This is a genomic window from Paenibacillus sp. ATY16 (assembly GCF_003399985.2).
Classification (GTDB): Bacteria; Bacillota; Bacilli; order Paenibacillales; family Paenibacillaceae; genus Pristimantibacillus; species Pristimantibacillus glycanilyticus.
Genome location: NZ_NMOK02000002.1, coordinates 252,331 through 277,660, shown reverse-complemented (window position 1 = coordinate 277,660; position 25,330 = coordinate 252,331). Strand labels below are relative to the sequence as shown.

The window sequence follows — 25,330 nt, the reverse complement described above, 5'->3', positions numbered from 1 at the left end:
GGTCATATTTCCTTTTATGATCATTTCACCTATACTGATAGGGCACAAACGACGGCATATCTAATACATAGAAGGAGATTTGTGATGGAGAAACGTTTACCTCGTTCCGCAATGATATTTAGTTTGGGGTTTGTCTTTATGCTCGTCTGCGCGGTTGGTGCATTCTTCTACGGCGTAAAGCTCGGAACGTCCAAAACGGAAACCAAGTACGAAATGAAAGAATTGCAGGCGGCAGCGGTTCAAAAAAGCAGCCCCTATCAGCAGCAGGATCTTGTCTCTTTCTATCATACCGTATTTTTGTCTTACCGTGAATTTCAATCCGAATGGGATGATGCGATGGACGACTTCGCGAAAGGCCAAGGCGGCAGCGCTTCGTCTACCCTAAAAAATTTAGCGGAGCTCGCCCGCTCGAAAAGAACCGCGGCTTCCAATTTCGATATGCAGAAGTCCCCGCTTCTCGGCGATGCCCAAACGAATTATATCAGAAGTCTGGAGCAATTCGAACAGGCAGCGAAGGCAGCGGCTGCAAGCTCGAAATCCGGGGATGCAGCCAAGCTTCAAAACAGCATTAAGCAATTGGGTTCTTACCAGTCTGCCGTCAAGCAGGCACTGGCTGCTCAACAAGCTTACTACACCGCCATGATGAAATGGGGAGCAACGGTTGAACCAAACATCCCTGCTAATTATACAATGCCTAAGGTAATCGAAATCAACAAATGGTCAAGCCTGCCTCTGATCGTGAAAAACAAGCTGATGGCGGATCAAATGGCTTCGCGTCAGCAATTCACGGCTTATTATCCGCAGGATCTGACAAGCCGCATCGATGATTTTATCGCTTCCGGCCAGTCCGCGAAGCTGAATTTGAAGACGGTATCCGCAATTGCCGATCTGCTGATCGATACGGAGGCCGTCCGCAGCGGGGACTTCACCGAGAATCGCTCGAAGCTCTACAATAAAGATCTTCTGCCTCAGCTACCGTTCTTCTCTTAACTTAAGCTTTTTTAGTCGTATTGAAACCCTTGCAACGAGGCTATGGCAGCCATTCCGCCGGTAACATTGTGGAGGTTGCCGTAGCCTTGTTCTTCTAAATAATTGCAAACGGCCGCACTGCGTACCCCATGCGCGCATACTATATATAACGGTTTGTCGTCCGAAATGGTTCCGAGACTGTAGGGGATCGTATTCATGGGTATTAACCGGGATGATTCCAAATGATAATAATCCCATTCGTAAGCTTCGCGTACGTCGATGATTTGCTCCGGTTCAATCTGTCCGTCCGCAAGCATGCGCAGCAGCAGCTCCGGATCCAATTCCTTCCACTCAATCAATGCCTTTCTCTCCCCCGACCTGTTAATATCTCTTGTAATGCTTTGAATCATAACGAAAATTTCACATTTGATCAAGTTTATACATTGCATTTGTCCACCACCTTGCTATAAAATAATAACGGTTGTCCATATCGGTTTAATCACGTTTCGTATTGATATAAATCGTGCATTTTTTCACACATCGGAGACAACAACTGCCATTTACGATTGCCCGCAATTTAGACGAACCTCTCGTCCGGCTCGCTCTCGTTACTGTGCCGGGACGGGGTTTTTTGTTTTAGCAACAAACGATCAGAATACAAATGGACGTGAAGTGCCGACATAAGAAGCAAACCCCTGTTTGCTCCTTATGTCGGCACTTCACAAAAATTTTAGGAGGCAATCTACATATGTTTAAAGTGTTAGTATCGGATCCCATCAGTGATCTGGGCATTCAACAGCTTGTAGACGCGCAAGATGTAGCAGTCGACAAAAAGCCCGGACTAAGCGAAGACGAATTGGTGAGCATTATCGGCGAATACGACGCCCTGCTCGTGCGCAGCCAGACACGCGTAACACCGCGTATTATGGAAGCAGGCAAACAGCTCAAGGTTGTAGGCCGCGCAGGCGTAGGCGTAGACAATATCGATTTGGAAGCAGCAACTCAACGCGGTATTATCGTTATCAATGCACCAGACGGCAATACGATTACAACCTGTGAGCATACTTTTGCCATGATGATGGCGGTTGCCCGTCACATCCCGCAAGCCTACCTGAAAACCGTTGGCGGCGTTTGGGACCGTAAATCGTTCCTGGGCGTTGAGCTTCGCAACAAAACCCTTGGTGTTCTTGGCATGGGCCGTATCGGCAGCGAAGTTGCAAAACGCGCTAAAGCATTTGGCATGGAAATCATGGGTTATGACCCGTTCATGACGGAAGAGCGTGCAGAGAAGCTTGGCATTAAGCTGGCTACCGTTGACGAAATCGTTCGCAATGCGGACTTCATGACGGTTCATACTCCGCTTACTCCGGAAACCCGTCACATGATCGGCAAGAAACAATTCGAAGTTATGAAGCCTGGCATGCGCATTATCAACTGTGCGCGAGGCGGTATCATCGACGAGCTTGCCCTTGTCGAAGCAATCGATGCCGGCATCGTAGCCGGCGCGGCATTCGACGTATTTGAAGTGGAGCCTCCTGCAGAGGACCATCCATTCCTGAAGCATCCTAAAATCATCGTAACTCCGCATCTTGGCGCTTCCACGGTTGAAGCTCAAGAGAACGTGGCAATCGACGTATCGGAGCAAGTCTTGCACATCCTGCGCAATGAGCCGTTCAGCAATGCGGTTAACATGCCTCCTATCCCGGCTAACCTGCAAAGCAAGCTGCAGCCATACTACTCGCTGGGCGAGAAGCTCGGCAGCCTGGTTGCGCAAATTACGGAAGGTGCCGTACAGGAAATTACCGTGCGTTACTCCGGCGAGCTTGCAGAGGTAGATACACAGCCGCTGACTCGTTACATTGTAAAAGGCGTGCTCTCGCATCACCTTGGCTCCGACCAAGTAAACGTGGTTAACTCGATGCACCTTGCTAAAGTTCGCGACTTGAACATCGTTCAGCAAAAATCCCAGGCTTCCAAAGATTTTACGAACCTGGTAACGGTATCGCTCCGCACGAAACAAGAAGAGCGTATCGTAGCTGGCACACTGCTTACCGGTTACGGCGAGCGCGTCGTTCAAATCGACAAGTTCCCGGTTGACGTTACGCCGGAAGGCAACCTGATCCTGATCTCCCACAACGACAAACCGGGCATCATCGGCCGCGTTGGTACGCTTCTTGGCAACAACGACGTGAACATCGCTACGATGCAAGTAGGTCGTCAGCTCGCTGGCGGTTCCGCGATCATGGTTCTCACTGTTGATAAAAACGCAGGCAAAGACATCCTTGAGCAATTGACTAGCCTGCCTGAACTGAATACAGCAAAAGAAATTACATTGTTCTAGTAAAAAAACGCCGGGCATGAAGCTGCGATCAGCTTATGCCCGGCGTTTTTACATGCTTTTTTTTGTTAAATGAGAAGCATGCGCCGGGTTCTTGAGCCATTCGGCCATCAGAACAACCACGATACCCAGAAGCTTAACAAGATTAACGTGACGATAACGGTAATCGGTATGACGACTATCGTAACTTTCAAGTACTGGCCCCAGCTTATTTTAACGCCGCCTTTTCTAAGGATGTGCATCCACATAATCGTAGCAAGCGTGCCTATCGGAAGGATTAGCGATCCCATATCGCTGCCGATGACACTTGCGAGGTAAGAGATCTTAAGCGTAATCGGATCAAGTCCCATGTTGGTTAACGTCAATGTTCCTACCATTAATGCCGGGTGATTGTTGAACAGGTTGGACAGAATCGTCAGCAGCAGCCCCATGAGGACGCTGGCGTGCACCAGACTGCCGGCGACAAGCGGCTGCAACAATTGGATAAGCCACTCCGTAAGTCCAAGATTTCGCAGGCCATAGATGATGACATACATCCCGAATGCAAAAACGAGTATATACCAAGGCGTTTTCTTTATCATATCCACAGGCGGAATCTTCAAATAAATCCATCGCCAAGCGAGCAGTATAGCAGATCCGATAACCGCCATCAAAGATACCGGAAAATGAATATATGACGCAACAAACAGGCTTGCACGCACGCAGAAAACGAATATCAGCACATTGCGCATGAATTTCGTGCTTCTAACTTTGACTTCATTGGATTCTCCCTTAAGTGGATGGCCGCCTGGTTTTAAGCTCCACGGTGCTACTGGAGGCAGTTTTTTCGGAAGGGTACGGTAAAAAAGGGTAAAGAGGAGAACTGTCATAAATGCGAGGCCAAGGGATGCAGGAACGAACATCATCGCCGTATGCATATAGAGATCCATGTGAACGATCTTGAGAGCAATGAGATTGACAATATTGCTGACTCCGATCGGAGCGCTGGATGCTGTCGCGACAAGTGCGCCGGAAATCAAATAGGGGATTTTTTGATGATTTCTAAGTCCCATGCTATTAAGCAGCATTAATAAAATTGGGGTCGTAATGAGAATACTGCCATCATTGTTTACGAATAACGTCATTAGAAAACAAAATAGGTTCGTCAGCCAAAATAACCGAATGCCCGATCCCCTTGCTTTCCGAACCAAAATCTCGGCCGCCCATTGAAAAAAACCGAAGCTTTCTAATACGATAGCCATTACGATCGTAGCTATAATCGTAATCGCTGCTCCGCTTATCGTTTCCGTGATCTCTCCGAGGTTGGCCAAAGATACGGTTCCGGTTAAAAGTATGATTAGGGCTCCCACGGATGCCGGAATCGCTTCATTAATATTGGGTTTCCAGAATATAAAGCCAATCGTAAGGAAGAAGGTACAAATGGTAATGATCGTCATTAAATCATTCATGCTCTAACCTCTCTTCATGCTCAACTCACTCATTTCGTTATTAATCTAGAAATCTAGCTTTTCATGCTTTCATAGATGCACTCCCTTCACTCGAACTGGTTATAAGTAACGATATACTGTATTTATATGTACATGATAAATAGCTCGTACTGGTCTATCACCCGAGCTCTATGAAAACCATCTTCTATCTGTAATTGATAGATATCCCCTAATGATATTTACCGGGTATCCCATTTTATTTTTCTACAGATAAAAAAGGCGGTTATTGGAAAGGTTAGAGAAAGACCACCATCGTTCAGGAGAAGATCATCGATGCCACATCACAAATTCCAGTCCGCCAGCATCAAACCGAGATATTCCAAAGGGCATATTTCCGTTCTCGGAATTAATTCGGTCTATCCCCGCCCCCCTTGGGTTGCGGCCTGGTGGTCGATCGCATTTCCCGGGTTTGGACATATGTTTCTAGGAAAATACCTTCACGGTTTGGTCCTGATTATTTGGGAGCTGGTCGTCAATAACAAGTCGAACCTCAACATGGGTATCGCCCTCTCCTTTCAAGGCCGGTTCGAGGAGGCTAAGGCTCAATTAAACCAGGACTGGCTCTTGCTATACGTGGCCGTGTTTGCGTACAGCATATGGGACAGTTACCGCTGCGCGGTAGAAAATAACAAAAGCCATACGCTATCAGAGATTGAAGATGCACCCGTTGCACCTTCTGATGTAAGCTTTTTTGATGTTGTAATCCTGGACAAAAAGCATCCTTGGGCTGGATTGGTCTGGTCTGCCTTATCGCCTGGATTAGGGCAGCTTTATAGCGGCAGTACAGTCGTTGGCACATTTATTTTAGCGTGGTGGATATTTGTCTGTTATAAGGCTATTGCCGTTCGCGCCTGGCTTTATTCGTTTCTTGGCGATTTCGAGAGCATGACTTCCTTAGTCGACTGGCAATGGTTCCTCTTCCTGCCTTCAATGTACGTGTTCGCTCTCTATCAAGCTTTTGCATCTGTAAATGAAAACAATATTTTGTTTGACATTGAGCAAATACGGTACTTAAGAATGAGGGCTGAAAACTTGGGACAATTAAACGCCATGGATAACAACTTAGTGAAAATCTTCGCTACCTTTGAACATTCCCCTTATGTGGAAATCGCCATTCACGATATGGAAAAGCTTGGCATACCATCCGAAAGAATTATTGCTTTACCCCTTGAGAACCTTGAACCGCAAACGCATGTCATTGATTCCATACACCGCGTCGACGGCAGAAGTATTCTTGATGGAGCTATGGTAGGCGGAACGGTCTTTATGGTACTTGGAACGATCTACGGTTTTATATGGCATTGGGGGCCTGTGATCTGGGGGCTGATTGGGTTATTTATTGGTTTCTTGATTGGACTGGCCATCGAGTTAGCTGTTAATAAGAAAAAACTAAAATTCACTTCCAGCCGCAAAAGCGAGGTTGTTATTCAATTGACCTGTCCTGAAACCATGAAGGATCAATTAATAGCTGTTCTTAAAACAAGAAGCGCGGGCGGCTTTGTTGTTATGCCTCACACTCACTAAATCCGGTCTGTCTCGCTTGTATCTTCGCTCTTGCTCTTGCTTTCCCCCGCCACACCACTTCATTGTGTGGCATTTGTCTTTTCGAGGCCAGCGCGAAGCGCGCACGGCCGAGGGGCTCGCGAGGGGTTAGGGGGAACGCTCCTTTCGGAGCGCAGCGTCCGCCTTTGTCGCGTCCATTGCCTACCCCAGCCCAATTCCAATCCGAGGTAATGGACCGGCAACAGCGGCCGAAGGAGCGTTCCCCCGGTCCCCGAGCCATAGAGCCCCTCTCCCCTGCTCACGCGACAAGCACTCCGCCGCGAAACAACAAAAACCACGCCATGTTCCACGAACAACAAGATTAATCCCCCTCATTCAACAAAAAAACGCCCCCGAAGGGAGCGTATTGACATCTATTGATTGGATTCGACAGGCAGCAGCAAGGTGAATGTCGTGCCTTTTCCAAGGACGCTGTCGACTTCAATGCGGCCGTTATGCTGCGTAATTATGTTTTTAACGATGGCAAGTCCAAGTCCCGTACCGCCCGATGCACCACGTTTGCGGGCCTTGTCGGCTTTGTAGAACCGTTCGAAGATATAAGGCACATCCTCGCTTGGGATCCCTTGCCCTTCATCCGCTACAATCAGCTTTACAAACTTAAGGTTATTGATCGTAGCCAATTGACCTGCTATCTTAATGGATTTGCCGGCTGGCGTATGACGAAGCGCATTATCCATCAGATTCGTCAATACCTGCTCAATACGGTCTTCGTCCGCTTCGCGTACGGCAAGCGGCGTATCCGGAAGATCGGCAATCAAGCTGACGTCGCGTTCCTTCGCATACACCTGGAACTTCCGGTGAACCCGGCGGATGACATTGCGCAGATCGAATTCCTGCAGGCTAAGCTCCACGTGACCGGCTTCCATCCGGGCCATGTCAAGGAAGTCGTTAACAAGTCTGCCCATCCGAAGCGATTCATCGTAGATAACCTGGACGAGCTCTTTCCTTTCTTCCGGCGAAGCAACGATATCGTCGAGCAGCGCTTCGCTGTATCCCTGCAGCATGGAGAGCGGCGTTCGGATCTCGTGCGAAACATTCGCGACAAAATCCCGGCGCAGCTTCTCAAGCTTATGCTCCTCCGTTACATTCCGGATCACGGCAACCGCACCGCGGACAACCCCGTCATTTTGCAGAGGGGCCATCACAACGGACCATACGTTGTTGATAACCTGTACTTTATTGGTACAGTCGCGTCCGGATTGCATCACGCGCTCAAACGTATCTCGCAGAGGGCCGGGCACGCTGTGGAACGGAGGTGCTTCCTCCTCTTCCCAATCGATGTCCATCTCCAGATCGGACCACCGGCTTACCAGCATATGCCCCGGCGGGTTCGTCAGAATGACCTCCCCATCGGCGTCAAACGTGATCACCGCATCCCCCATACTCCGCAATATGCTGGACAGATGCTCTTTCTCGTGATTCAAGTCGTCGATCAGCGTACCTAACTGCTCGGTCATATGGTTAAAGGTTTTGGCCAGATCGCCGATTTCATCCGAAGACCGGATTTGTACCCGCGTCTTATAATTGCCGCCTGCGATGGAATCCGCTGCTCTCTTCAACTGCAGCAAAGGCTGTTGAATCCTAGACGATAAGAAGAAAGCAAAGAACGTAGATAGCAGGAAGCCAAGAATTGCCACCACAATAAACAGCACTTTGATCTGATGCTGGGAATCTTTAAAGGCAATATCGATATACTGGAGCAGGAATGTCCCCAAAATAACAAGGACAAGGGCGACGAGAAACATAATCGTCCACCACAGCTTCCCGACCACCGTATGCAGGGCGAAATGCCCCCAGCGCTTCAGCAGCCTCATTACTTCGGCACCTCAAGCTTGTATCCGACGCCCCATACCGTTGTAATCATGGAAGCCGCATCGGGCGATACTTTGTTCAATTTCTCGCGAAGACGTTTCACATGAGTGTCAACCGTCCGAAGATCGCCAAAGAACTCATAGTTCCATACATCCTTCAGCAGCTCTTCGCGCGAGAAAACTTTGTCAGGCGATACGGCCAGGTAATGAAGCAGCTCGTATTCCTTTGGCGTTAAGCTTACCTCTTGTCCGCCGGCCGATACGCGGTGCGCATCATGCTCGATAACAAGGTGAGGGAATACGATGTTGTTGCTCGAGTTCACTTCTTTTGTCAAAAAGGCCGTGGCCGACGAGCGGCGCAAAATCGCCTTCACCCGATAGATGACCTCCCGGGGACTAAACGGCTTGACGACGTAGTCGTCTGCGCCAACTTCGAATCCTTGCACCCGGTTCATTTCTTCCCCTTTGGCCGTGAGCATAATTACAGGCGTTGCTTTTACTTGCCGCAAACGGGAGCACACCTCCACGCCGTCAATGCCCGGAAGCATGACATCGAGCAGAATAAGCGCATAATCGGTTACGGTAGCGAGCCGAAGCGCCGTCTCACCGTCTTCCGCTTCATCGATTAAATAGCCTTCCTTCTCCAAATACATTTTCAGCAAACGACGAATCCGTTCCTCGTCATCTACCACAAGAATACGGCTTGCATAGTCGGACATGCGGTGTTGCTCCTTTCAAAACAATTTCTATAAGATATTATACGCCTGCGTAGGAGTGTAAACCAGCGATGACAAGGTTAACCCCAACCAAGGTGAATAGAATGACGACAAAGCCGATAACCGCGAGCCAAGAAGAACGTTTGCCCTGCCAGCCGCGCGATAAACGGAAATGCAGATAAGCGCTGTAGTACAGCCATGAGATAAGCGCCCATACTTCCTTCGGATCCCATCCCCAGAAGCGGCCCCAGGCGATATTCGCCCAGATCATCGCGAAGATAAGCGCGCCTAACGTAAAGACCGGGAAGCCGATGGCGATTGCCCGGTAGCTGATCTCGTCGAGATCATCCGGATCAATATCTCCCATAAGCGGATGAATGACGGCTCCGATCCGTTTGCGGAACAAGAGACGAATAAGGCCGTAAAGAATCGAGCCCGCAATAACCGACCAGATAACCGTATTAAGCTTCCGTCCGGCGTTAACGCCTTTCATCCAGCTAGGCGCTTCAAACAGCGGCTTATCCATGCCAAGGAAAGAATCCATATGGTCTGCCGTGCTGTTATAAGGCTTTACGATTGGCGGCAGGGTATATTCCGCCGTATCCGTCGAGGAGTGATCCACGCCTTTGCTGTCGATCGTGACATTCTCTTGCGTAAAGGTAGCCTGATACCCTGCCCCTCTGAAAATAAATACGATAGCGATGAATCCAATGACAAGAACAATCGTATATAAAGAGAATTCTACCCAAAACTGATCCCGTTTAGCTTCCTTCGAGGTTTGCTTGAAATCGACCACGCGAAGCAAGTACATCAGACCGGCCGCAAAGCCTACGGCGAAGAAGGCTTCGCCAAGCGCCGCGGTCGTTACGTGCACTTTCAGCCAGATGGAGCTTAGCGCCGGAATAAGCGGCTGCACTTCCTGCGGGAATACCGAGGCATAAGCGACAACCAGGACGACCAGCGGCAAAGCGAACATCCCGAGCAAGGGCTTGCGGTAGATCGCATATACGATTGTAAACGCGATCATAATAGCCATGCCAAGGAAGGTAATAAATTCGTACATGTTGCTTGTCGGAATTTGGCCGCTTCCGATCCACCGTGTGAAGAAGAAGGTCAGATGAGCGATAAGGCCAAGCGTCGAGGTGACGAACGAAATTCGCGACCAGCGTTGTTCGTGCTTAATCGGATCGCGATTGCTCCATTTTTTCCCTGCGATCGTTACCACATAGAACAGGAATGCAAAGCAATACAGGAAGAAGGCGGCGATAAAGGCATCGCTGCTGAAATCGACATAACTCACGCGTTATTCCCTCCGTTATCGAGCGACTTCGGATCTACGTCAATTCCGGATTTCCGGAGCGCGTAAGCCACGTCTGCTCGCATGCCGTACCAGTTTTTGTTTGTATGCGCGCCAAGCGACAGCTTGCCGTCATCTATGCGCAGCCAGATCCGCCGGTGCTGCCAATAAGAGCCAAGCAGCAGGCCAAGCATCGAAATGGCGGCGCCGTACCAGACATAAGTCAAGGCTTTGTCTTTGCGGACATTCAGATAGGTGGAGGCTTCGGCAAAATGAACGTTTTCCATGCCGTTTACCTTGATCTCCAGTTTGTCCGCGATGGAAGCATTAAGCTTGTCCTGATCAAACTTTTCTTTATCCTTTTGCATCGGGAAATAAATATAAGGCTGGCCTTTCTCCGGCAAGCCAGGACCCGTAATCAAGAAAATAAAAGCAGGCGCATTCGGATCCCGGCTGAGCGTAACGGGTTCCCCGTCTTCCCCGATGCCGAATTCCATGTAATTGGCGGCAAGCTTCATTTTGTACGGTCCAAGCGTATAATCCAGCGGCGCATCCTTCATCGGAAGCTCAAACGGCCCGTAAGATTCTCCCGTTTCCTTGTTCAAAAGAACTGGGCTTACGCTCTTCAGCTTAGGCGTTACGTCGTAATCGAATTGATACAGCTTGATTCCGTCGTATTTAAGAGGATGGTTGACCAGGATTTCCTGTTTCTTTATTTCCTTCAGAACCGGTTCGCCTGCGGCATTGTCCCCGCAATTCTCCGTGCATTTATAGAGGATCGCGGCCGTCTCGTAACGCTTTGCGCGGATCGTTCCTTTGAGCTCGGGCGGCAGCTCTTCATCCTTGTAATATTCGACGGAGAACTTCTCGTTCTTCACGAAGTAATTCGTACCTTCGATTTGCACCGTGTCGCCATCGGGAATACTGACGTAACTGTCCATTTGCCATCCCGGAAGACTCCGGGCAAGGATAGCCAGCAGGAACAAGATAAGACCGATGTGATTAATATAAGGACCCCAGCGGCTGAAACGGTTCTTCTCGGCAAGCATGGCCGTACCGTCCGTATGGATCTTGTAATGCTTTTTCTTCAGATGCGCGGAGAACTGCTTGACCCATTCTTCCGCGTCACCTTCCAACTGACCGTTGTAAACCGCCTTTTGTCTGTTAATAAAACGCAGATGCTTGCGGATTTGCTGCTTGCTGAGCGCTCTATACAGCGGCAGCACGCGGTCGAGACTGCAGATGACGAGCGATGTGCCGATCATGACCAGCAGCGTGATAAACCACCATGAATCGTATGTATGAGACAAGCCTAGCTTATAATAAATCTTGCCGGGCAGCCCGTAGGTTTCCTCGTAATACACGGAAGGCTTGAAATTGTTCAGGAAGGACCCTTCCTGCGGGTAGATCGTACCCAGCATAGCCGTTACCAGCGTAATTACGATTAAGTAAACGGCGATTTTGACGGACGAGAAGAAATTCCAAATTTTATCGATCGGGTTCGGATTGCTCTTCTGCGACCGGCGAGCAACACCGTCGTAACGCATTTCAAGAGGGGCATCATTCTCTGCGTCTTCCATGAGCGGCTTGCCGCAGCTCTCGCACAAGACCGTTCCAACCGCATTCTGATGCCCGCATTCGCATTTCGTGTTATGTAGCGATAACACCGTGAAACCTCCTAGTCAGCTTTACTGCAGCAGTTTGTCTACACGGGAATCGATGTCCTGCTCGCTCATCCCGCCTACAAATACATCCTGAATGGTCCCGTCCGGCTTGACAAAAAAGGTTGTCGGGTAGGATTCCAGCCCGTATTTCCGCTCCGTCTTTCGGTTCACGTCGCGCAATATCGGATAACTCAGGTCAAATCTGCGCACGAAGTTGTTAACCGTAAGCGTATCTTCGCTTAGGTTGATCGCAAGCACCTCAAGACCCGAGTCCTTCCATTTCTCGAACTGGCGCTCGAATTCCGGCATTTCCTTCACGCAAGGCGGGCAGAAGCTCCCCCAGAAGTTAATGACAACGGCCTTGCCTTTATAATCGGAAAGATTGTGCGTATTGCCCTGCAAATTGGCCAGCGTAAACTCGGGCGGCTGTTCCCCGATCTTCGGGATCCCTTCGTCTCTAGCGGCGAATAGGGTATTGCCAATGGCATATCCGCCTACAACTAGCACGGCAAGCAGAATGACAATTTGCACCGTTTTTCGATACTTGCCCATTCCCGTCCCATCACCTACATTTCACCATTGATGTCAGCTAATAATACACTCATTATAACGAAAAATGGGCGGCAATAACCGCTGCCGCCGTTTACTTTTTATGAACTTTATGTGTCTTGCGAGCCTGGTCCCGAAGCTCCTTAACCTCAACCGGAGTAAGGTGTCTGAACTGTCCTCTGGCTAGCGTGCGAAGCCCAAGTTCGCCGAATTTCACGCGTCTCAGCTTCAGAACCGGATGCTTGATCGCATCAAACATGCGGCGCACCTGACGGTTGCGTCCCTCGTAGATGGTAATGCGGATGGTCGACATATTTTTCTCTTCGTCGATATCCTGATATTCGACCTCCGCTGGCGCCGTCATGCCATCCTCCAGCATAACGCCCTTCTTCAGCTGATCCAGAAGCGATCCGTGCGGTACGCCTTTTACGGTTGCGTAATAGGTCTTAGGCACGTGATGACTCGGATGCGTAAGGAGGTTAGCGAACTCCCCGTCATTCGTAAGAAGCAGCAGTCCTTCCGTATCGTAATCCAAACGTCCGACCGGATACACGCGCTCTCTGATGCCGGGCAAAAAATCAGCCACCACTTTGCGCCCTTGCGGATCCTTGGCGCTTGTGATGACACCTCTTGGTTTGTTCAGCATCAAATAAATTTTTTTCTCGCTGCGGATCGGCTTGCCATTCACCGTAATTTCATCCGTTGCCGGATCCGCTTTTACTCCGAGCGTCGTCACTTTCTCGCCATTGACCTCAACGGCACCGGCAAGAATAAGCTCTTCGCATTTTCGACGGGATGCGACGCCCGCTTGCGCTAATATTTTCTGTAAACGTTCCAATGCTTTCACCTCAACCTCCATCATAACGATATGGGAGGGAAAGCACAAGCGCGAGCTACTTGAATATGTACATGCAGATCATAATTGCGGCCAAAAATCCGACTAAATCCGAGAATAAGCCCACTTTTAACGCGTATTTGGTCTTGCGGATGCCAATGGCGCCAAAATAAACCGTCAGCACGTAAAGGGTTGTATCCGTGCTGCCTTGAATCGTGGACGCAATGCGGCCAATCATGGAATCCGGTCCATGCGTGGCGATAAGATCGGCCGTAAATGCAAGCGAGCCCGCTCCCGTAAGCGGCCGCAAAATGCCTAGCGGCAAAACTTCCGTCGGAATGCTGAGCCAATCAAACAACGGACGCACGGCGCCAAGCATCAAATCCATGGCGCCAGACGCGCGGAACATACTGATGGCTACCATCATGCCAACCAAGGAGGGAATGATGTTAATGGCCGTGCCAAAGCCGTCTTTTGCGCCTTCTACAAAGGTTTCGTATACAGGGACTTTCCGGAATGCCGCATATAAAGGAATAAATACGATAATGGCGGGAATAAGCCAAGCTGAAACGCGGGTAAACCACTCAAACACGATCGCCACCTCCCTTAACCGTCGAGACGGCCGATATCGGAGGATCCATGGCGGTATGAGCCGGCAATGCCTTGCCGGATGTTTTACCCGAGGTGTATTGTTTATTTGCCGGAGGCGGTCCCGACCTCCTGCGGTACCATCGGTCCGCAAGAATAGCGGCGCCTGTCGCAACAAAGGTTGCCGCAAGCGTCGTACCAACGATCTCCGCAGGATTAGCCGAACCGTAATTCATCCGGATTGCAATTAAAGTAGTAGGAACAAGCGTAATGCTGGATGTATTTAACGCAAGAAGCGTGCACATAGCGGGCGTTGCCGTCTCTTGATCCGGATTAAGCTTTTGCAGCTCCTGCATGGCTTTAATCCCCATTGGCGTGGCGGCGTTGCCTAATCCGAACAGATTAGCGCTTAGGTTGCTCATGATATAGCCCATTGCCGGATGATTGGCCGGAACGTCCGGAAATAACCAGCGTACAACCGGACTCAACAGCTTGGCCATTTTTTTCAGCACCCCTGCATCCTCCGCAATCCGCATCATCCCCAGCCAGAATACCATAATGCTGATTAACCCGAAGCTGATGGTCACCCCGGATTTGGCGCCATCGAATGCCGCCTGCGTCACCGCATCAATCCGTCCGTTAACAGCCGCCACAACCACGCTTACAACAATAAAAAACAACCATATCCAGTTCACCATAATTGGCTTACCTCCCCCGATTAGCCAAGCGTAAACGGCTGCAATAAGCAGCATTCGTTTCGCGTGCGAAATACAAGCCGCGTAAATAGCCTATATTTCAAAATAGTGCACCGATAACAGCAGTTATCGAATGTATGAAGCTTTCATGCCCTCTGGAAGCTTTTTTGTAATCGAGAAGCAATGCGGCATCCGACATCGGCTTACGTTCGGGCAGGCTCATTCTCGTGCTTCCGATATCGTAAACGGGAATGGATCCGATTTTCTTATCGTTTAAATACCATTCAAGCGCACCGCGTTCCCCAAGCTTATAGTTCATCGTTGCCATATCAAGAACGACCAGCCGGGATTGCAGACTGCCCCGCTCCTCTTCGGCTAACGGATAATAAAAGGAATTACCAACGGCTAACGGATACCCGGCAATCGATTGACCTTTGCTTGCCACTTCCATCAGCGGATAATGTTTAAAGCCCCAGTCTAGCATCTGACTGTGATCTACCCAGTCATCGCGGTCATTCAGAGTAACGGCAGCCAGCTGCTGTCCGTTACGTGTCGCCGAGCTGACCAGACAGCGCAGCGCTTTTTTGGTATATCCGGTTTTAACGCCATCCGCACCCTCATACATCGCCAGCATTTTGTTTTTGTTCGTCCAGCTGTATTGCCACTTCTCATGAGGATTCGGGACGCTTTTGACCTTGGTGCTCACGATTTCGGCAAATACGGGATTACGGAGCGCGTATGCCGTCAGCTTGGCAAGGTCATTGGCGGATGAGTAATGTCCTTCTGCATCCAGACCATGCGGGTTTTTGAATTGGGTATTCGTCAAACCAAGCATTTCGGCTTTCTCGTTCATGAGATGGACAAAACCTTCCTCCGAGCCTCCAACATGCTCGGCGATTGCCGTCGCCGCATCATTGCCTGAACGCAGCATAAGACCGTATAGCATATTGAGAAGGGTCATTTCCTCGCCCAGCTGCAGATAAATGGAAGAGCCTTCTTTGCCAACCGCTCTGTTGCTTGTCTTCACTTGATCCGACAGCTTGCCATGCTCGATCGCAACAATCGCCGTCATGATTTTGGTCAGACTGGCAATTCGCATCGATTGGTCTCCATTCTCGCTGTAAAGAATTCTACCCGATTTCACATCAACCAGCGCCGAGGCTTTCGCGCTTGTGCGATACGGATTCGGCGCCGCATGCACGGATGCCGTAAAGCTTGTCCCCCAAATCAAACTTGCCGCCCATAAGGCGATTCCTATTCGGCGAAGCTGTCTTCCTATCACGTCTTTCGCTGCTCCTTTCCTATCGTCAGCCCTCACCTTGTACAGTATATGCTTAGAAGGGGCAAATTAAGACATGCCCTAAAACGAAAAACTGCCCTTGCGGGCAGTTTCCCTAGATGAGGGTGTCGTTACCATCTGTGATATAGTCATGATGTTCATGTTTGTTGGCTGATGTCCTGAACATATGCTGCACTTTATCGAATACGACAGGAGCCGAATCGATAATGCGCTCCATCAGATGCGTTTGGTTATCAAGCGGTACAATCTTCACGCCATGCGTGCCAACCACAAGGAAGGCAATTGGGGTAATCGAGACGCCTCCGCCGCTGCCGCCGCCAAACGGACCCGCAACCCCTGCATTATGATGGTTGTGGCCATCGGATGAAGACGAAGAGTGATCATGCGAAGCTGAACCGTCGAAGCGGATATCGCTGCCGCCAGCCACGAAGCCGAAGCCAACCTTGGAGATCGGCATAATAATGCTACCGTCAGGCGTTTGAACAGGATCGCCGACGATCGTGTTAACGTCGACCATCTCTTTGATATTTTCCATTGCGGTCTGCATGAGGCCTTGAATCGGATGTTCTGGCATTGTGACTCCTCCTGAAGTGAATTTGTGTTTGTGCGTAAAGGATGAGGACTCGCCTACACTTTTGGTATTCTGCTCATTCCGGTAACGGACTATGTATGAAACCAACCGTCTGTCTTGAATTAGCCCTAAGCGTTTTATGCTTTAAACAGTAAGCTTCGCCAAGCCTGAACGCCTTCTTTTGCATTTCTGAGGCGAACAAGGAGGTGCAAGCCTGCCATGATGGCATTGCCCAATCCAATTTTGGCGATACAATTCCATTCCGTTCGGAAGCAAGCCTGCGCATACACGGGCTGCACATCCACTCTCGGCTCGGCCCTCAGCTTCACGAATTGGGATAACACGCCCAAGGTCGTTGTTTTGACCGACCAGAGCGCACCCGTTGCCATTGCTGTCCACATCGCATCTCCCGTGCCTACGGCAGTCGACCACTTCCACTCTTCCAGCCTGATCTTCGCTAACGTTTGTTTGGCCCAATGAGAGAGATTGTACGTCAATGCAGCGGCTCGTTTATATTTCTCGATTCCAACCATTACGCGGTGAGTGTCAATTTCATCGTGCTTCTCGTCCTTGCTGCTCATGCCGATGCTTGTACCCATTAAATGCTCATGCAGACGGATCGCCTTGCCGCTGAAATCAATCGAGCGAATCTTCAGCTTATAGCGCAATAATCCGAAGAGCGCCTTGAAATTGATCTCGATGTCGTCATTTTCCCCATCGCGTCTCATCTCTCCCTGGATCGTAACCGGCGATACCAAGGCAATGAGAAGGAAAAGCACAATAATGAGACCGGCCGCGAGTACCCAAATATACGGATAACCGATCATTCCATGCTTCCTCCAGCTTTATGAAAAATAGGTTACTTGTAGTATGGCTTGGCTACCGGATTTAATGCACCCCCTCAGAATACAAGGCTGTCACAGTAAATCTGGTAATGTTCTAGATTGATAGACAAAAAAATAAACCGTACAGATTAATCTGTACGGTTTATTTAAAGAACGATTATTTAAACGCCGGCACGATTGCGCCCGCATATTTGTCTTCGATAAATTTCTTCACATCCGGGGATTGCAGCGCCGCAGCCAGCTTCTTCATGGCATCGGAATCTTTGTTGTCCGGACGGGCAACCAGAATATTTACGTATGGAGAATCGCTGCCTTCGATGAAGATTGCATCCTTCGTAGGAACAAGATCCGCTTCAAGCGCAAAGTTGGAGTTGATCAGAGCAAGATCGACTTCGCCCAGAACGCGCGGAAGAGTAGCGGCTTCTACCTCGGTAATTTTCAGGTTTTTCGGATTTTCGGTAATGTCGTGAACGGTTGCGGATACGCCAACGCCGTCTTTCAGCTTGATCACATTATTAGCGGCAAGCAGCTGAAGCGCGCGGCCGCCGTTGGTCGGGTCATTCGGAATAACCACTTTAGCGCCGTCTTTCAGTTCATCCGCGCTTTTGATTTTTTTGGAATAAGCGCCCATTGGCTCAATATGCACGCCCGCAACGCTTACAAGGTTGTAACCTTTGTCTTTGTTGAATTGGTCAAGGTACGGCGTATGCTGGAAGAAGTTTGCGTCCAGTTCTTTCTCGTACAGTTGCGTATTCGGCTGAATATAGTCGTTGAATTCCACGACTTCAAGATTAATGCCTTGTTCCTTCAAGGCAGGCTTGATGAAATTAAGAATTTCAGCGTGCGGTACCGGCGTTGCGCCAACCTTCAGGGTTACTTCTTTTACTTCATTGCCGCCATTGCCGGCAGAAGTGTTGTTCGTGCCGTTCTCTTCTTTCTTAGCGCCGCATGCGGATAACGCGATGACAAGCGTAAGGGCAAGCAGGATAAAACCAAATTTCTTCATTTCCCTTTCCTCCATCTTCTGTATGTTGCTTCTATGATGTCCACCTTACTTCCGGCTGAACCGGCGAACCAAATGGTCGCCTGCCATCTGCAGGAGTTGAACCAAAAAAATAAGCATTAGAACCGTAACAATCATAACGCTCAGCTGGAATCTTTGATAACCGTAACGCAAGGCCAAGTCACCTAGACCGCCGCCGCCAATAACGCCGGCCATCGCCGTATAAGATACAAGCGTAACGGCCGTAATCGTAATTCCCGCCAGCAAGCCCGGTCTTGCTTCAAGCAGAAGGACGCGTCTGACGATATCCCATCTGGAAGCGCCCATTGCCTGCGCTGCCTCGATAACGCCCTTGTCCACCTCGCGGAGAGACGTTTCCACCAATCTGGCGAAAAACGGCGCTGCCGCAACGACAAGCGGCGGAATCGTGCCCTGTACTCCTAACGTCGTACCGGTCAGCAGCTTTGTAAACGGCATGATCAGAATCATTAGAATGACAAAAGGTACCGATCGCAGAATATTTACAACAAGCGATAATAATCCATACACGACAGGCTGTTCCAGTAGCTGCTTTCTGGAGGTCAGGAAAAGGATGATCCCGATTAACAAACCGAGAATGACGGTAAATAGCAGCGAAGCGCCAATCATCGTCAAGGTGTCTTTGGTTGCCGGCCAAATATCTTCCCAGCGCACCTGGCTCCAGTCAATGTTCTGCTTCAGCATCATTTCAAATCACCTACTTCCAGCCCTTTCGCCCGAAGCTCGTCGAGCACCCTGTCAATTTCACCGTCATTGCCGATAAATTCGATGACCAGCTGCCCATAAGGCGTATTTTTCATGCGGGAGACGGTTCCCTGCAGGATCGTAAATTGAACCGAGGTCGATTTGACTGCGTTAAACAGCAGCGGCTCGTACGTAATCTCGCCAACGTAGTTGATTTTGATAAGACGGCCGCTCCTCGTGTTAATAAGCTCGCGCGGATCGAAGGAGTCCGCAATCTGGCTGACGAAATCCTTCGTAATCGAATGCTGCGGCTTCAGGAAGACATCGAGGACATCCCCCATCTCGACGATCTCGCCGCCGTCAATAACGGCAACGCGGTCGCAGATTGCGCGGATGACATGCATCTCGTGCGTTATGAGCAGAATCGTGATGCCCAGCTTTTGATTAATGTCCATCAGAAGCGACAGAATCGCGTTTGTCGTCTGCGGATCAAGCGCCGAGGTAGCCTCGTCGCACAGCAGTACATCCGGGTTGTTCGCCAGCGCTCTGGCGATCCCCACGCGCTGCTTCTGACCGCCCGAAAGCTGCGCCGGATATTTATCCGCATGCTGCTCCAGCCCTACAAGCTTAAGCAGCTCGTCGACTCGTTGTTTAACGGCTGTTCTTGGCAGCTTCGCAAGCTCAAGCGGAAACGCGACGTTATCGCGCACAGTCGCCATCGACAAGAGATTAAAGTGCTGAAATATCATTCCGATTCGACGGCGTTCCTTCTGCAGCTGCGTGGACGACAGCCGGGTCAGCTCCACTTCGCCTACCTTCACCGTCCCCGACGTCGGGCGCTCAAGCAAATTCACGCAGCGGAGCAAAGTGCTCTTGCCTGCCCCGGAATGTCCGATAATGCCGAATATTTCACCTTTATGAATGGTCAGGCTTATATTTTTAACAGCTTCCACGCTATTTCCGTAAGTTTTTCTTATGTCCAGAAGCTCAATCAGTGGTATTACCTCCTGCTATCCATCGTATGCCATTACAGCTAGAATCCCCTGATCAAACAGGTTCATCCTTTCCTTTAAAAAAAGGACAACCGCCATTATAACCAACTTTCAACGCAATTGTCACTAGATAAAAAAGTAAAAAAGTCCGTTATCCCGCTTCAGCGGGAAATAACGGACCAATTGTTCAACATTTCGACCATTCTTTAGGAAAACCTGACAATCCGGTTATTCCTTGTCGTCATGAACCGGAATAAACTCGTCAATCGTTGTTTGGCGTTCGCCCAGACGCTCGAACAGCATTTGCGTCTGATCCTCGAGCGCCTCTTCGATATCGACTTGTTTAGGCTCCGGCAAGGCTTTAATATTCGGCAATCCAAAATAATCCAGGAATGATTTCGTGGTTCCGTATAAAATCGGCCTGCCGATTGCCTCGGCCCGCCCGACCTCCTCAATTAAATCCTTGGACACAAGCGATTGAATCGCCCGGTCGCTCTTGACGCCCCGGATCTCCTCAATATCGATACGGGTTATCGGCTGGCGATAGGCCACAATAGATAAGGTCTCAAGCGCAGCCTGCGACAGCTGGGAACGCGTAGGCGTATACGCCATGCGTTCAAAGTAGGCGGCATGGTCCGGATTCGTAGTCATCCGGTACGCCCCGGCTACCTCCGTTACCTGCACCCCGCGCTGCTCGCGAGCCAGATCCCTGTGAAGGTCGTACACAAGATCCGCTGCCAGATCAGCCTCAAGCTGCAAAATATCGGCTAACTGCCGTTTGTTTAGTCCTTCGTCGCCCGCCATGAATAACAGGCCTTCAATAATCGATTTCAACTTCGGATAATCCATTGTCCGCCGCTTCTCCTCTCCAATGAATGACGATGTCATCAAACAGCTGATGCTGGAAGCAGCGAATATGTTTCATCTTCATCAGCTCCAGAATAGCAAGGAACGTCACAACAACCTCATGCTTGTTCATATTCTCGCGGATCAGACGGGAGAACCGTACGGTCTCGAACTGCTTCAGAACCTCAACAATGTCCCGAATCCGGTCCTTAACCGAGATTTCATCCCTCTGCACGGTTGCCACGATATTGCGTCGCGCCGCTCTGCGCAGCGCCCGCTGGAATGCGGCAATCAGATCGGATATATGCAAGCCCTCGAGCGGATTGACGATCTCTTCTTTCATATACGGCGTCATATCATCCGGCTCTCGGGAATAAATAAGGCTGCGCTCCAGTTCCTTCTCCCGAAGCTGCTCTGCAATTTGCTTGAATTTACGATATTCGACCAGCTTCTGAATAAGCTCGTCCCTCGGATCAAGGCCGTCATCCGGCCACTCTTCATAGAAATCCTCGAACACGGGAGGTTTGGGCAGCAGCTGATTGCTCTTGATGGCCAGCAGCGTAGCGGCCATAACAAGGAACTCGCTTGTCAGCTCCAGCTCCAATTCCTTCATCGCATTTAAATAATCCATGTATTGATCCGTTATTTCACTAATCGAAATCTCGTGGATGTCGATTTCTGACTTATCGATAAGATGAAGCAGCAAATCGAGCGGTCCTTCAAAGGATTCCAACTTGTAGTGCATCGTCACTTCTTACGATCCCCCTGCCATGCGCAAATGGCTGACGTCCTATAACAAGTAACGCAGCATAATTTGAGCTATTACTCTAATTATGCAGTAATTTCGACAAATTTGCCATCTCTATTGCAGAAACAGCCGCTTCATAGCCTTTATTTCCCGCTTTTGTGCCCGCACGCTCAATGGCTTGCTCGATCGAATCCACCGTCAATACGCCAAAAATCGTTGGCACGCCTGTTTTCAGGGCAATTGCGGCAACGCCTTTTGCGGCTTCGTTGCACACGTAGTCAAAGTGCGGAGTTGATCCCCGGATAACGGCGCCAAGCGTAATAACGGCATCGTATTTTCCGCTTTCCGCCATTTTTTGCGCGATAAGAGGAATTTCGAATGCGCCCGGCACCCAAGCGATATCCACGTCGTTATCTTGCGCGCCATGGCGCTTGAATCCGTCAAGCGCACCGCTGAGCAGCTTACCCGAGATAAATTCGTTAAAACGTCCTACAACTACCCCAAATCGAAGTCCTTCCGATACTACGCTTGCTTCAAATACGTTTGGCATGTTAAGCCCTCCTGATCATTATGTTTAATATTTTAGCTTGCTTTATTTCTTGCCGCCTTCGCGAATTTCAATCGGTACCCGTTCCACGATCTCGATTCCGTGACCCTCAAGGCCTCTGATCTTGCGCGGGTTATTCGTGAGCAGGCGCATTTGGCGGACACCCAGGTCACGCAAAATTTGAGCACCTACGCCGTAATCGCGAAGATCCATCTTGGGCTTAACCTCTTCTTTGTCCGCGCCTTGGTCAAGCTGGGCATAATTTTTCAGCTTGTTCACGAGTCCTTGACTGTCCTGGCGCATATAAAGAAGAATGCCGCTGCCTTCCTCATTGATTTGTTCCAGCGCCGACTGCAGCTGCGGGCCGCATTGGCAGCGGTGCGAATGGAAAACGTCCCCCGTCAGGCATTCCGAATGGACGCGGACAAGCACCGGCTTATCAGAAGCAATCTTGCCTTTGACAAACGCGATATGCTCTTTGCCGTCTGCCTGATTGGAGAAGGCAATTGCCCGGAAGTTTCCGAAGTCCGTTGGCATGTCAACCTCTACGATGCGGTCGACAAGCTTTTCCATGGCGTTGCGGTAAGCAATCATTCCTTGGATGGTAATCAGCTTCAGGTTATGCTTCTCCTTGAAAGTGATAAGATCCGGAAGGCGGGCCATCGTCCCGTCCTCTTTGATTATCTCGCAAATGACTGCAGCGGGCTCCGAGCCGCACATGCGCGCGAGATCGATACCGGCTTCCGTATGGCCCGCACGGCGGATGACGCCGCCATCCTTCGCAACCAGCGGGAAAATATGTCCCGGCTTGCGGAAATCCGTTGCTTTCGTCGCCGGGTCAATCAACGCTTTAACCGTCTGCGAGCGCTCGTAAGCCGAGATGCCCGTCGTCGTGGAAACGTGATCCACGGATACCGTAAAAGCCGTGCCGTGATAGTCCGTATTATGCTGAACCATCGGCGGCAGATCAAGCTGCTCGGCGCGCTCCCGCGTAATAGGGACGCAGACCAAGCCGCGTGCTTCCGTAATCATGAAATTAATAACTTCCGGCGACGCGGTCTCCGCCAGGGCAATTAAATCTCCCTCATTCTCGCGGTCCTCGTCGTCCACTACGATAATCGGCTTGCCGGCCTTCAAATCCTCCAGCGCGGCTTCCATCGAGTCAAACAGATCTTCTTGCAGTTCCAACTCTTGTCTATTCATCAATTTCCCTCCCTGCTATCCGGTTACCCTCGTATTTACAAAAAACCATTTTCGCTTAAAAAAGCTGCGCTGAGCTTTGATTCGGTCCGCCCGGAAGAACCCGGTCTGCCGGAGGGTTTGTAATGCAGCAGATGATCGACGTATTTGCCGATGACATCGCATTCGATATTAACCGAATCGCCGGCTTTCTTGTTCATCAGCGCGGTTTCTCCCAACGTATGCGGGATCACCGATACCGAGAAGCCAGTGGCATTGGTACCGACTACCGTTAGGCTGATTCCGTCAATCGTAATAGAGCCCTTCGGAATGACATACCTCATCATTTCGTCGTCAGACAGCCGTATGGCGAATACAACCGCGTTCGCATCCGTCTCCCGGCCGGTGATCACGCCAACCCCGTCGACATGCCCCTGCACGATGTGACCGCCGAACCGCCCCCCGGCCATCATCGCCCGCTCCAGATTCACGTCCTGGCCCGGGCGGAGCTGATGCAGATTGGACTTCCGGTAGGTTTCCGGCATCACGTCCGCGTCAAACGATGTCCGGTCGAAGGCAATGACGGTTAAACACACGCCGTTTACGGAAATGCTGTCGCCAAGGGCAACGCCTTCCGTAACCTTGGAAGCTTCTACCGTCAGAACCATCGCTTCGCCTTGCTTCTTAACCCGTCTTAAAGTGCCAACTTCCTCAATCAGGCCGGTAAACACGGGCACTCCCCCAATCTATTCATTACCGTATACCGGATATCCCGATATGCAAATATCTTCTCCTGCCATTTCCACCTTCACATTGTCCAGTTCAATGGCCTGCGACATTTTCTCGAACCCGGCGAACGTAAAGGTGCCGGGGGAGTCAAAGCCGCCGATAATCTTGGTTGCCATGTAGATCATGATCTTATCGATTAGTCCGGCTTCCAGCATGGCGCCGTTAAGCTTGCCGCCGCCCTCCAGAAGGATCGAACCAATCTCCAGCTCGCCAAGCTTGCGCATCGCTTCAGCCAGATCGACTTGCTCGCCGTCACCGCATCGGATGACCTCAACGCCGGCTTCGGTGAGCGCCTTCTCGCGAGCCGGATCAGCTTTCGAAGAAGCTAGTACAATCGTGCGGGTTAAGCCGTCCGTCACTACCCTTGCGTCCTGCGGTAGCCGAAGCTTGCTGTCCACGATAATCCGAACCGGATGTATCGCCGGAACAGCCGCGCGGGTCGTAAGCTGAGGATCATCCGCCAGCAAAGTTCCGATGCCCACCATAATCGCCTCGTGCTGGTGGCGCAGCGTATGCACCTGTTCGCGAGCGGCTGATCCCGTAATCCAGCGGCTGTCTCCCGTATGGGAAGCGATTTTCCCATCCAGCGTGCTTGCCGTCTTCAGCGTTACGTAAGGCAGCCGGGACGTAATGTACTTGTTGAATTTCTCGTTCATGCTCCGGGATTGCTCTTCTAACAGTCCAACCTCTACCTCGATGCCTTCCTCCCGGAGACGCGCGATCCCTCTGCCCGCAACCTGCGGATTGGGATCCGTGGTCGCCACAACGACGCGGGCAGCCTTCGCATTGATAATCCGCTCGCAGCATGGCGGCGTTTTGCCGTAATGGCTGCACGGCTCTAGCGTTACATACACCGTGGCCCCTTCCGCTTCGTCGCCGGCCATCTGCAGCGCATGCACCTCCGCGTGACCTGTTCCCCGCTTAAGGTGGGTACCAACGCCAATAATGCGTCCATCCTTCACAACGACGCAGCCGACAACCGGATTAATGCCGGTCTGACCGGAGGCTTTGGCGGCTAGCTCAAGAGCAAGATTCATATAATACGAATCGTTTAAAATTTCCATAAATGCAAAAACACCCCCATTAGCCAGCTTAGCCAACGGGGGTGGGAAAAATAACCATTAAATGCTTGCAAAAAGAAACGGTTCAAACGCAAACGATGTTGCCGTCCCAATAGGGAACCGCAAATGTTTCGCGGAAGAAATATAAGCCCAGTATAAAAATATAAAGAATATATACTTTCTTATATTTCAAACAAACCTATCTCACTTGTGA

At 50.4% G+C, this 25,330-nt stretch carries 25 protein-coding genes; 3 read left to right on the top strand and 22 right to left on the bottom strand.

Features of this window, described 5'->3' with window-relative positions:
* Positions 1–84 precede the first annotated feature (84 nt).
* Complete coding sequence (locus CFI03_RS02120) at positions 85–990, top strand: hypothetical protein (protein WP_127494235.1); 906 nt, start codon at positions 85–87, stop codon at positions 988–990.
* Between the two features lie 11 nt (positions 991–1,001).
* Here the strand turns inward: CFI03_RS02120 and CFI03_RS02115 are convergent, their stop codons facing one another.
* Positions 1,002–1,328, bottom strand: coding sequence for a rhodanese-like domain-containing protein (locus CFI03_RS02115; protein ID WP_244935562.1), 327 nt, complete (start codon positions 1,326–1,328; stop codon positions 1,002–1,004).
* A 389-nt stretch (positions 1,329–1,717) separates the two neighbouring features.
* Here CFI03_RS02115 and serA point away from each other — a divergent pair, with 389 nt between their 5' ends.
* A complete protein-coding gene (gene serA, locus CFI03_RS02110) occupies positions 1,718–3,310 on the top strand; it encodes a phosphoglycerate dehydrogenase (protein WP_127494240.1) in 1,593 nt (530 codons plus the stop codon).
* A 107-nt stretch (positions 3,311–3,417) separates the two neighbouring features.
* On the opposite strand, the gene CFI03_RS02105 is transcribed toward serA, so the two are convergent.
* The gene (locus CFI03_RS02105) at positions 3,418–4,755 is read right to left on the bottom strand and encodes an arsenic transporter (protein ID WP_248756326.1); all 1,338 of its coding nucleotides are present in this window, start codon (positions 4,753–4,755) and stop codon (positions 3,418–3,420) included.
* A 312-nt stretch (positions 4,756–5,067) separates the two neighbouring features.
* On the opposite strand from CFI03_RS02105, the gene CFI03_RS02100 reads away from it, so the two are divergent.
* Positions 5,068–6,318 (top strand): hypothetical protein, encoded by a 1,251-nt coding sequence (locus CFI03_RS02100; protein WP_248756325.1) that lies wholly within the window; start codon positions 5,068–5,070, stop codon positions 6,316–6,318.
* 392 nt (positions 6,319–6,710) lie between these two features.
* Here the strand turns inward: CFI03_RS02100 and CFI03_RS02095 are convergent, their stop codons facing one another.
* From CFI03_RS02095 to ribD, 20 genes are all read right to left on the bottom strand, one after another.
* The gene (locus CFI03_RS02095) at positions 6,711–8,171 is read right to left on the bottom strand and encodes a HAMP domain-containing sensor histidine kinase (protein ID WP_248756324.1); all 1,461 of its coding nucleotides are present in this window, start codon (positions 8,169–8,171) and stop codon (positions 6,711–6,713) included.
* On the bottom strand, positions 8,171–8,887 hold the full coding sequence (locus tag CFI03_RS02090; RefSeq protein WP_015843966.1) for a response regulator transcription factor: 717 nt from the start codon (positions 8,885–8,887) through the stop codon (positions 8,171–8,173). Before CFI03_RS02090 ends, CFI03_RS02095 begins: the two co-directional genes overlap by 1 nt.
* A gap of 37 nt (positions 8,888–8,924) precedes the next feature.
* Positions 8,925–10,184: a cytochrome c biogenesis protein CcsA gene (gene ccsA / locus CFI03_RS02085; protein WP_127494247.1), complete on the bottom strand. Its 1,260-nt coding sequence runs from the start codon at positions 10,182–10,184 to the stop codon at positions 8,925–8,927.
* A complete protein-coding gene (resB, locus tag CFI03_RS02080) occupies positions 10,181–11,848 on the bottom strand; it encodes a cytochrome c biogenesis protein ResB (RefSeq protein WP_248756323.1) in 1,668 nt (555 codons plus the stop codon). Before resB ends, ccsA begins: the two co-directional genes overlap by 4 nt.
* Positions 11,849–11,869: 21 nt before the next feature.
* Entirely contained in the window at positions 11,870–12,397 is a 528-nt protein-coding gene (locus tag CFI03_RS02075; RefSeq protein WP_248756322.1) for a redoxin domain-containing protein, read from the bottom strand.
* A 91-nt stretch (positions 12,398–12,488) separates the two neighbouring features.
* Entirely contained in the window at positions 12,489–13,232 is a 744-nt protein-coding gene (locus CFI03_RS02070) for a pseudouridine synthase (protein WP_127494253.1), read from the bottom strand.
* Positions 13,233–13,287: 55 nt separating this feature from the next.
* On the bottom strand, positions 13,288–13,821 hold the full coding sequence (locus CFI03_RS02065) for a spore maturation protein (protein ID WP_127494255.1): 534 nt from the start codon (positions 13,819–13,821) through the stop codon (positions 13,288–13,290).
* Complete coding sequence (locus tag CFI03_RS02060; protein ID WP_201003593.1) at positions 13,814–14,515, bottom strand: nucleoside recognition domain-containing protein; 702 nt, start codon at positions 14,513–14,515, stop codon at positions 13,814–13,816. The genes CFI03_RS02065 and CFI03_RS02060 overlap by 8 nt, the downstream gene beginning before the upstream one ends.
* A gap of 97 nt (positions 14,516–14,612) precedes the next feature.
* Positions 14,613–15,794 (bottom strand): D-alanyl-D-alanine carboxypeptidase family protein, encoded by a 1,182-nt coding sequence (locus CFI03_RS02055; RefSeq protein ID WP_481857644.1) that lies wholly within the window; start codon positions 15,792–15,794, stop codon positions 14,613–14,615.
* A gap of 112 nt (positions 15,795–15,906) precedes the next feature.
* Positions 15,907–16,386, bottom strand: a complete 480-nt coding sequence (gene ytfJ / locus CFI03_RS02050; RefSeq protein ID WP_248756321.1) for a GerW family sporulation protein — start codon at positions 16,384–16,386, stop codon at positions 15,907–15,909.
* Between the two features lie 134 nt (positions 16,387–16,520).
* Positions 16,521–17,210: a DUF2953 domain-containing protein gene (locus CFI03_RS02045; RefSeq protein WP_248756320.1), complete on the bottom strand. Its 690-nt coding sequence runs from the start codon at positions 17,208–17,210 to the stop codon at positions 16,521–16,523.
* 175 nt (positions 17,211–17,385) lie between these two features.
* Positions 17,386–18,234: a MetQ/NlpA family ABC transporter substrate-binding protein gene (locus tag CFI03_RS02040; protein WP_248756319.1), complete on the bottom strand. Its 849-nt coding sequence runs from the start codon at positions 18,232–18,234 to the stop codon at positions 17,386–17,388.
* Positions 18,235–18,279: 45 nt separating this feature from the next.
* Entirely contained in the window at positions 18,280–18,957 is a 678-nt protein-coding gene (locus CFI03_RS02035; RefSeq protein WP_201003603.1) for a methionine ABC transporter permease, read from the bottom strand.
* Positions 18,954–19,949: a methionine ABC transporter ATP-binding protein gene (locus CFI03_RS02030; protein ID WP_248756405.1), complete on the bottom strand. Its 996-nt coding sequence runs from the start codon at positions 19,947–19,949 to the stop codon at positions 18,954–18,956. Before CFI03_RS02030 ends, CFI03_RS02035 begins: the two co-directional genes overlap by 4 nt.
* Positions 19,950–20,174: 225 nt before the next feature.
* Complete coding sequence (gene scpB, locus CFI03_RS02025; RefSeq protein ID WP_248756318.1) at positions 20,175–20,795, bottom strand: SMC-Scp complex subunit ScpB; 621 nt, start codon at positions 20,793–20,795, stop codon at positions 20,175–20,177.
* Positions 20,764–21,543 carry a segregation and condensation protein A gene (locus CFI03_RS02020; protein WP_127494272.1) on the bottom strand — a complete coding sequence of 260 codons (780 nt, stop codon included), beginning with the start codon at positions 21,541–21,543 and terminating at the stop codon, positions 20,764–20,766. The genes scpB and CFI03_RS02020 overlap by 32 nt, the downstream gene beginning before the upstream one ends.
* A gap of 76 nt (positions 21,544–21,619) precedes the next feature.
* Positions 21,620–22,090, bottom strand: a complete 471-nt coding sequence (gene ribH / locus CFI03_RS02015; protein WP_015843951.1) for a 6,7-dimethyl-8-ribityllumazine synthase — start codon at positions 22,088–22,090, stop codon at positions 21,620–21,622.
* A 42-nt stretch (positions 22,091–22,132) separates the two neighbouring features.
* On the bottom strand, positions 22,133–23,290 hold the full coding sequence (ribB, locus tag CFI03_RS02010) for a 3,4-dihydroxy-2-butanone-4-phosphate synthase (RefSeq protein WP_283094376.1): 1,158 nt from the start codon (positions 23,288–23,290) through the stop codon (positions 22,133–22,135).
* A 35-nt stretch (positions 23,291–23,325) separates the two neighbouring features.
* Positions 23,326–23,997: a riboflavin synthase gene (gene ribE, locus CFI03_RS02005; protein WP_127494276.1), complete on the bottom strand. Its 672-nt coding sequence runs from the start codon at positions 23,995–23,997 to the stop codon at positions 23,326–23,328.
* Positions 23,998–24,012: 15 nt separating this feature from the next.
* On the bottom strand, positions 24,013–25,119 hold the full coding sequence (gene ribD / locus CFI03_RS02000; RefSeq protein WP_248756317.1) for a bifunctional diaminohydroxyphosphoribosylaminopyrimidine deaminase/5-amino-6-(5-phosphoribosylamino)uracil reductase RibD: 1,107 nt from the start codon (positions 25,117–25,119) through the stop codon (positions 24,013–24,015).
* Positions 25,120–25,330: the final 211 nt, after the last annotated feature.

Excerpts from the sequence above, each read along its gene's own strand:
- CFI03_RS02120 (WP_127494235.1), top strand. The coding sequence starts at position 85 with ATGGAGAAACGTTTACCTCGTTCCGCAATGATATTTAGTTTGGGGTTT.
- serA (WP_127494240.1), top strand. The coding sequence starts at position 1,718 with ATGTTTAAAGTGTTAGTATCGGATCCCATCAGTGATCTGGGCATTCAA.
- CFI03_RS02105 (WP_248756326.1), bottom strand. The coding sequence starts at position 4,755 with ATGAATGATTTAATGACGATCATTACCATTTGTACCTTCTTCCTTACG.
- CFI03_RS02100 (WP_248756325.1), top strand. The coding sequence starts at position 5,068 with ATGCCACATCACAAATTCCAGTCCGCCAGCATCAAACCGAGATATTCC.
- CFI03_RS02095 (WP_248756324.1), bottom strand. The coding sequence starts at position 8,171 with ATGAGGCTGCTGAAGCGCTGGGGGCATTTCGCCCTGCATACGGTGGTC.
- CFI03_RS02090 (WP_015843966.1), bottom strand. The coding sequence starts at position 8,887 with ATGTCCGACTATGCAAGCCGTATTCTTGTGGTAGATGACGAGGAACGG.
- CFI03_RS02075 (WP_248756322.1), bottom strand. The coding sequence starts at position 12,397 with ATGGGCAAGTATCGAAAAACGGTGCAAATTGTCATTCTGCTTGCCGTG.
- CFI03_RS02060 (WP_201003593.1), bottom strand. The coding sequence starts at position 14,515 with ATGGTGAACTGGATATGGTTGTTTTTTATTGTTGTAAGCGTGGTTGTG.
- ytfJ (WP_248756321.1), bottom strand. The coding sequence starts at position 16,386 with ATGCCAGAACATCCGATTCAAGGCCTCATGCAGACCGCAATGGAAAAT.
- CFI03_RS02045 (WP_248756320.1), bottom strand. The coding sequence starts at position 17,210 with ATGATCGGTTATCCGTATATTTGGGTACTCGCGGCCGGTCTCATTATT.
- CFI03_RS02040 (WP_248756319.1), bottom strand. The coding sequence starts at position 18,234 with ATGAAGAAATTTGGTTTTATCCTGCTTGCCCTTACGCTTGTCATCGCG.
- CFI03_RS02035 (WP_201003603.1), bottom strand. The coding sequence starts at position 18,957 with ATGATGCTGAAGCAGAACATTGACTGGAGCCAGGTGCGCTGGGAAGAT.
- scpB (WP_248756318.1), bottom strand. The coding sequence starts at position 20,795 with ATGGATTATCCGAAGTTGAAATCGATTATTGAAGGCCTGTTATTCATG.
- ribH (WP_015843951.1), bottom strand. The coding sequence starts at position 22,090 with ATGCCAAACGTATTTGAAGCAAGCGTAGTATCGGAAGGACTTCGATTT.
- ribB (WP_283094376.1), bottom strand. The coding sequence starts at position 23,290 with ATGAATAGACAAGAGTTGGAACTGCAAGAAGATCTGTTTGACTCGATG.
- ribD (WP_248756317.1), bottom strand. The coding sequence starts at position 25,119 with ATGGAAATTTTAAACGATTCGTATTATATGAATCTTGCTCTTGAGCTA.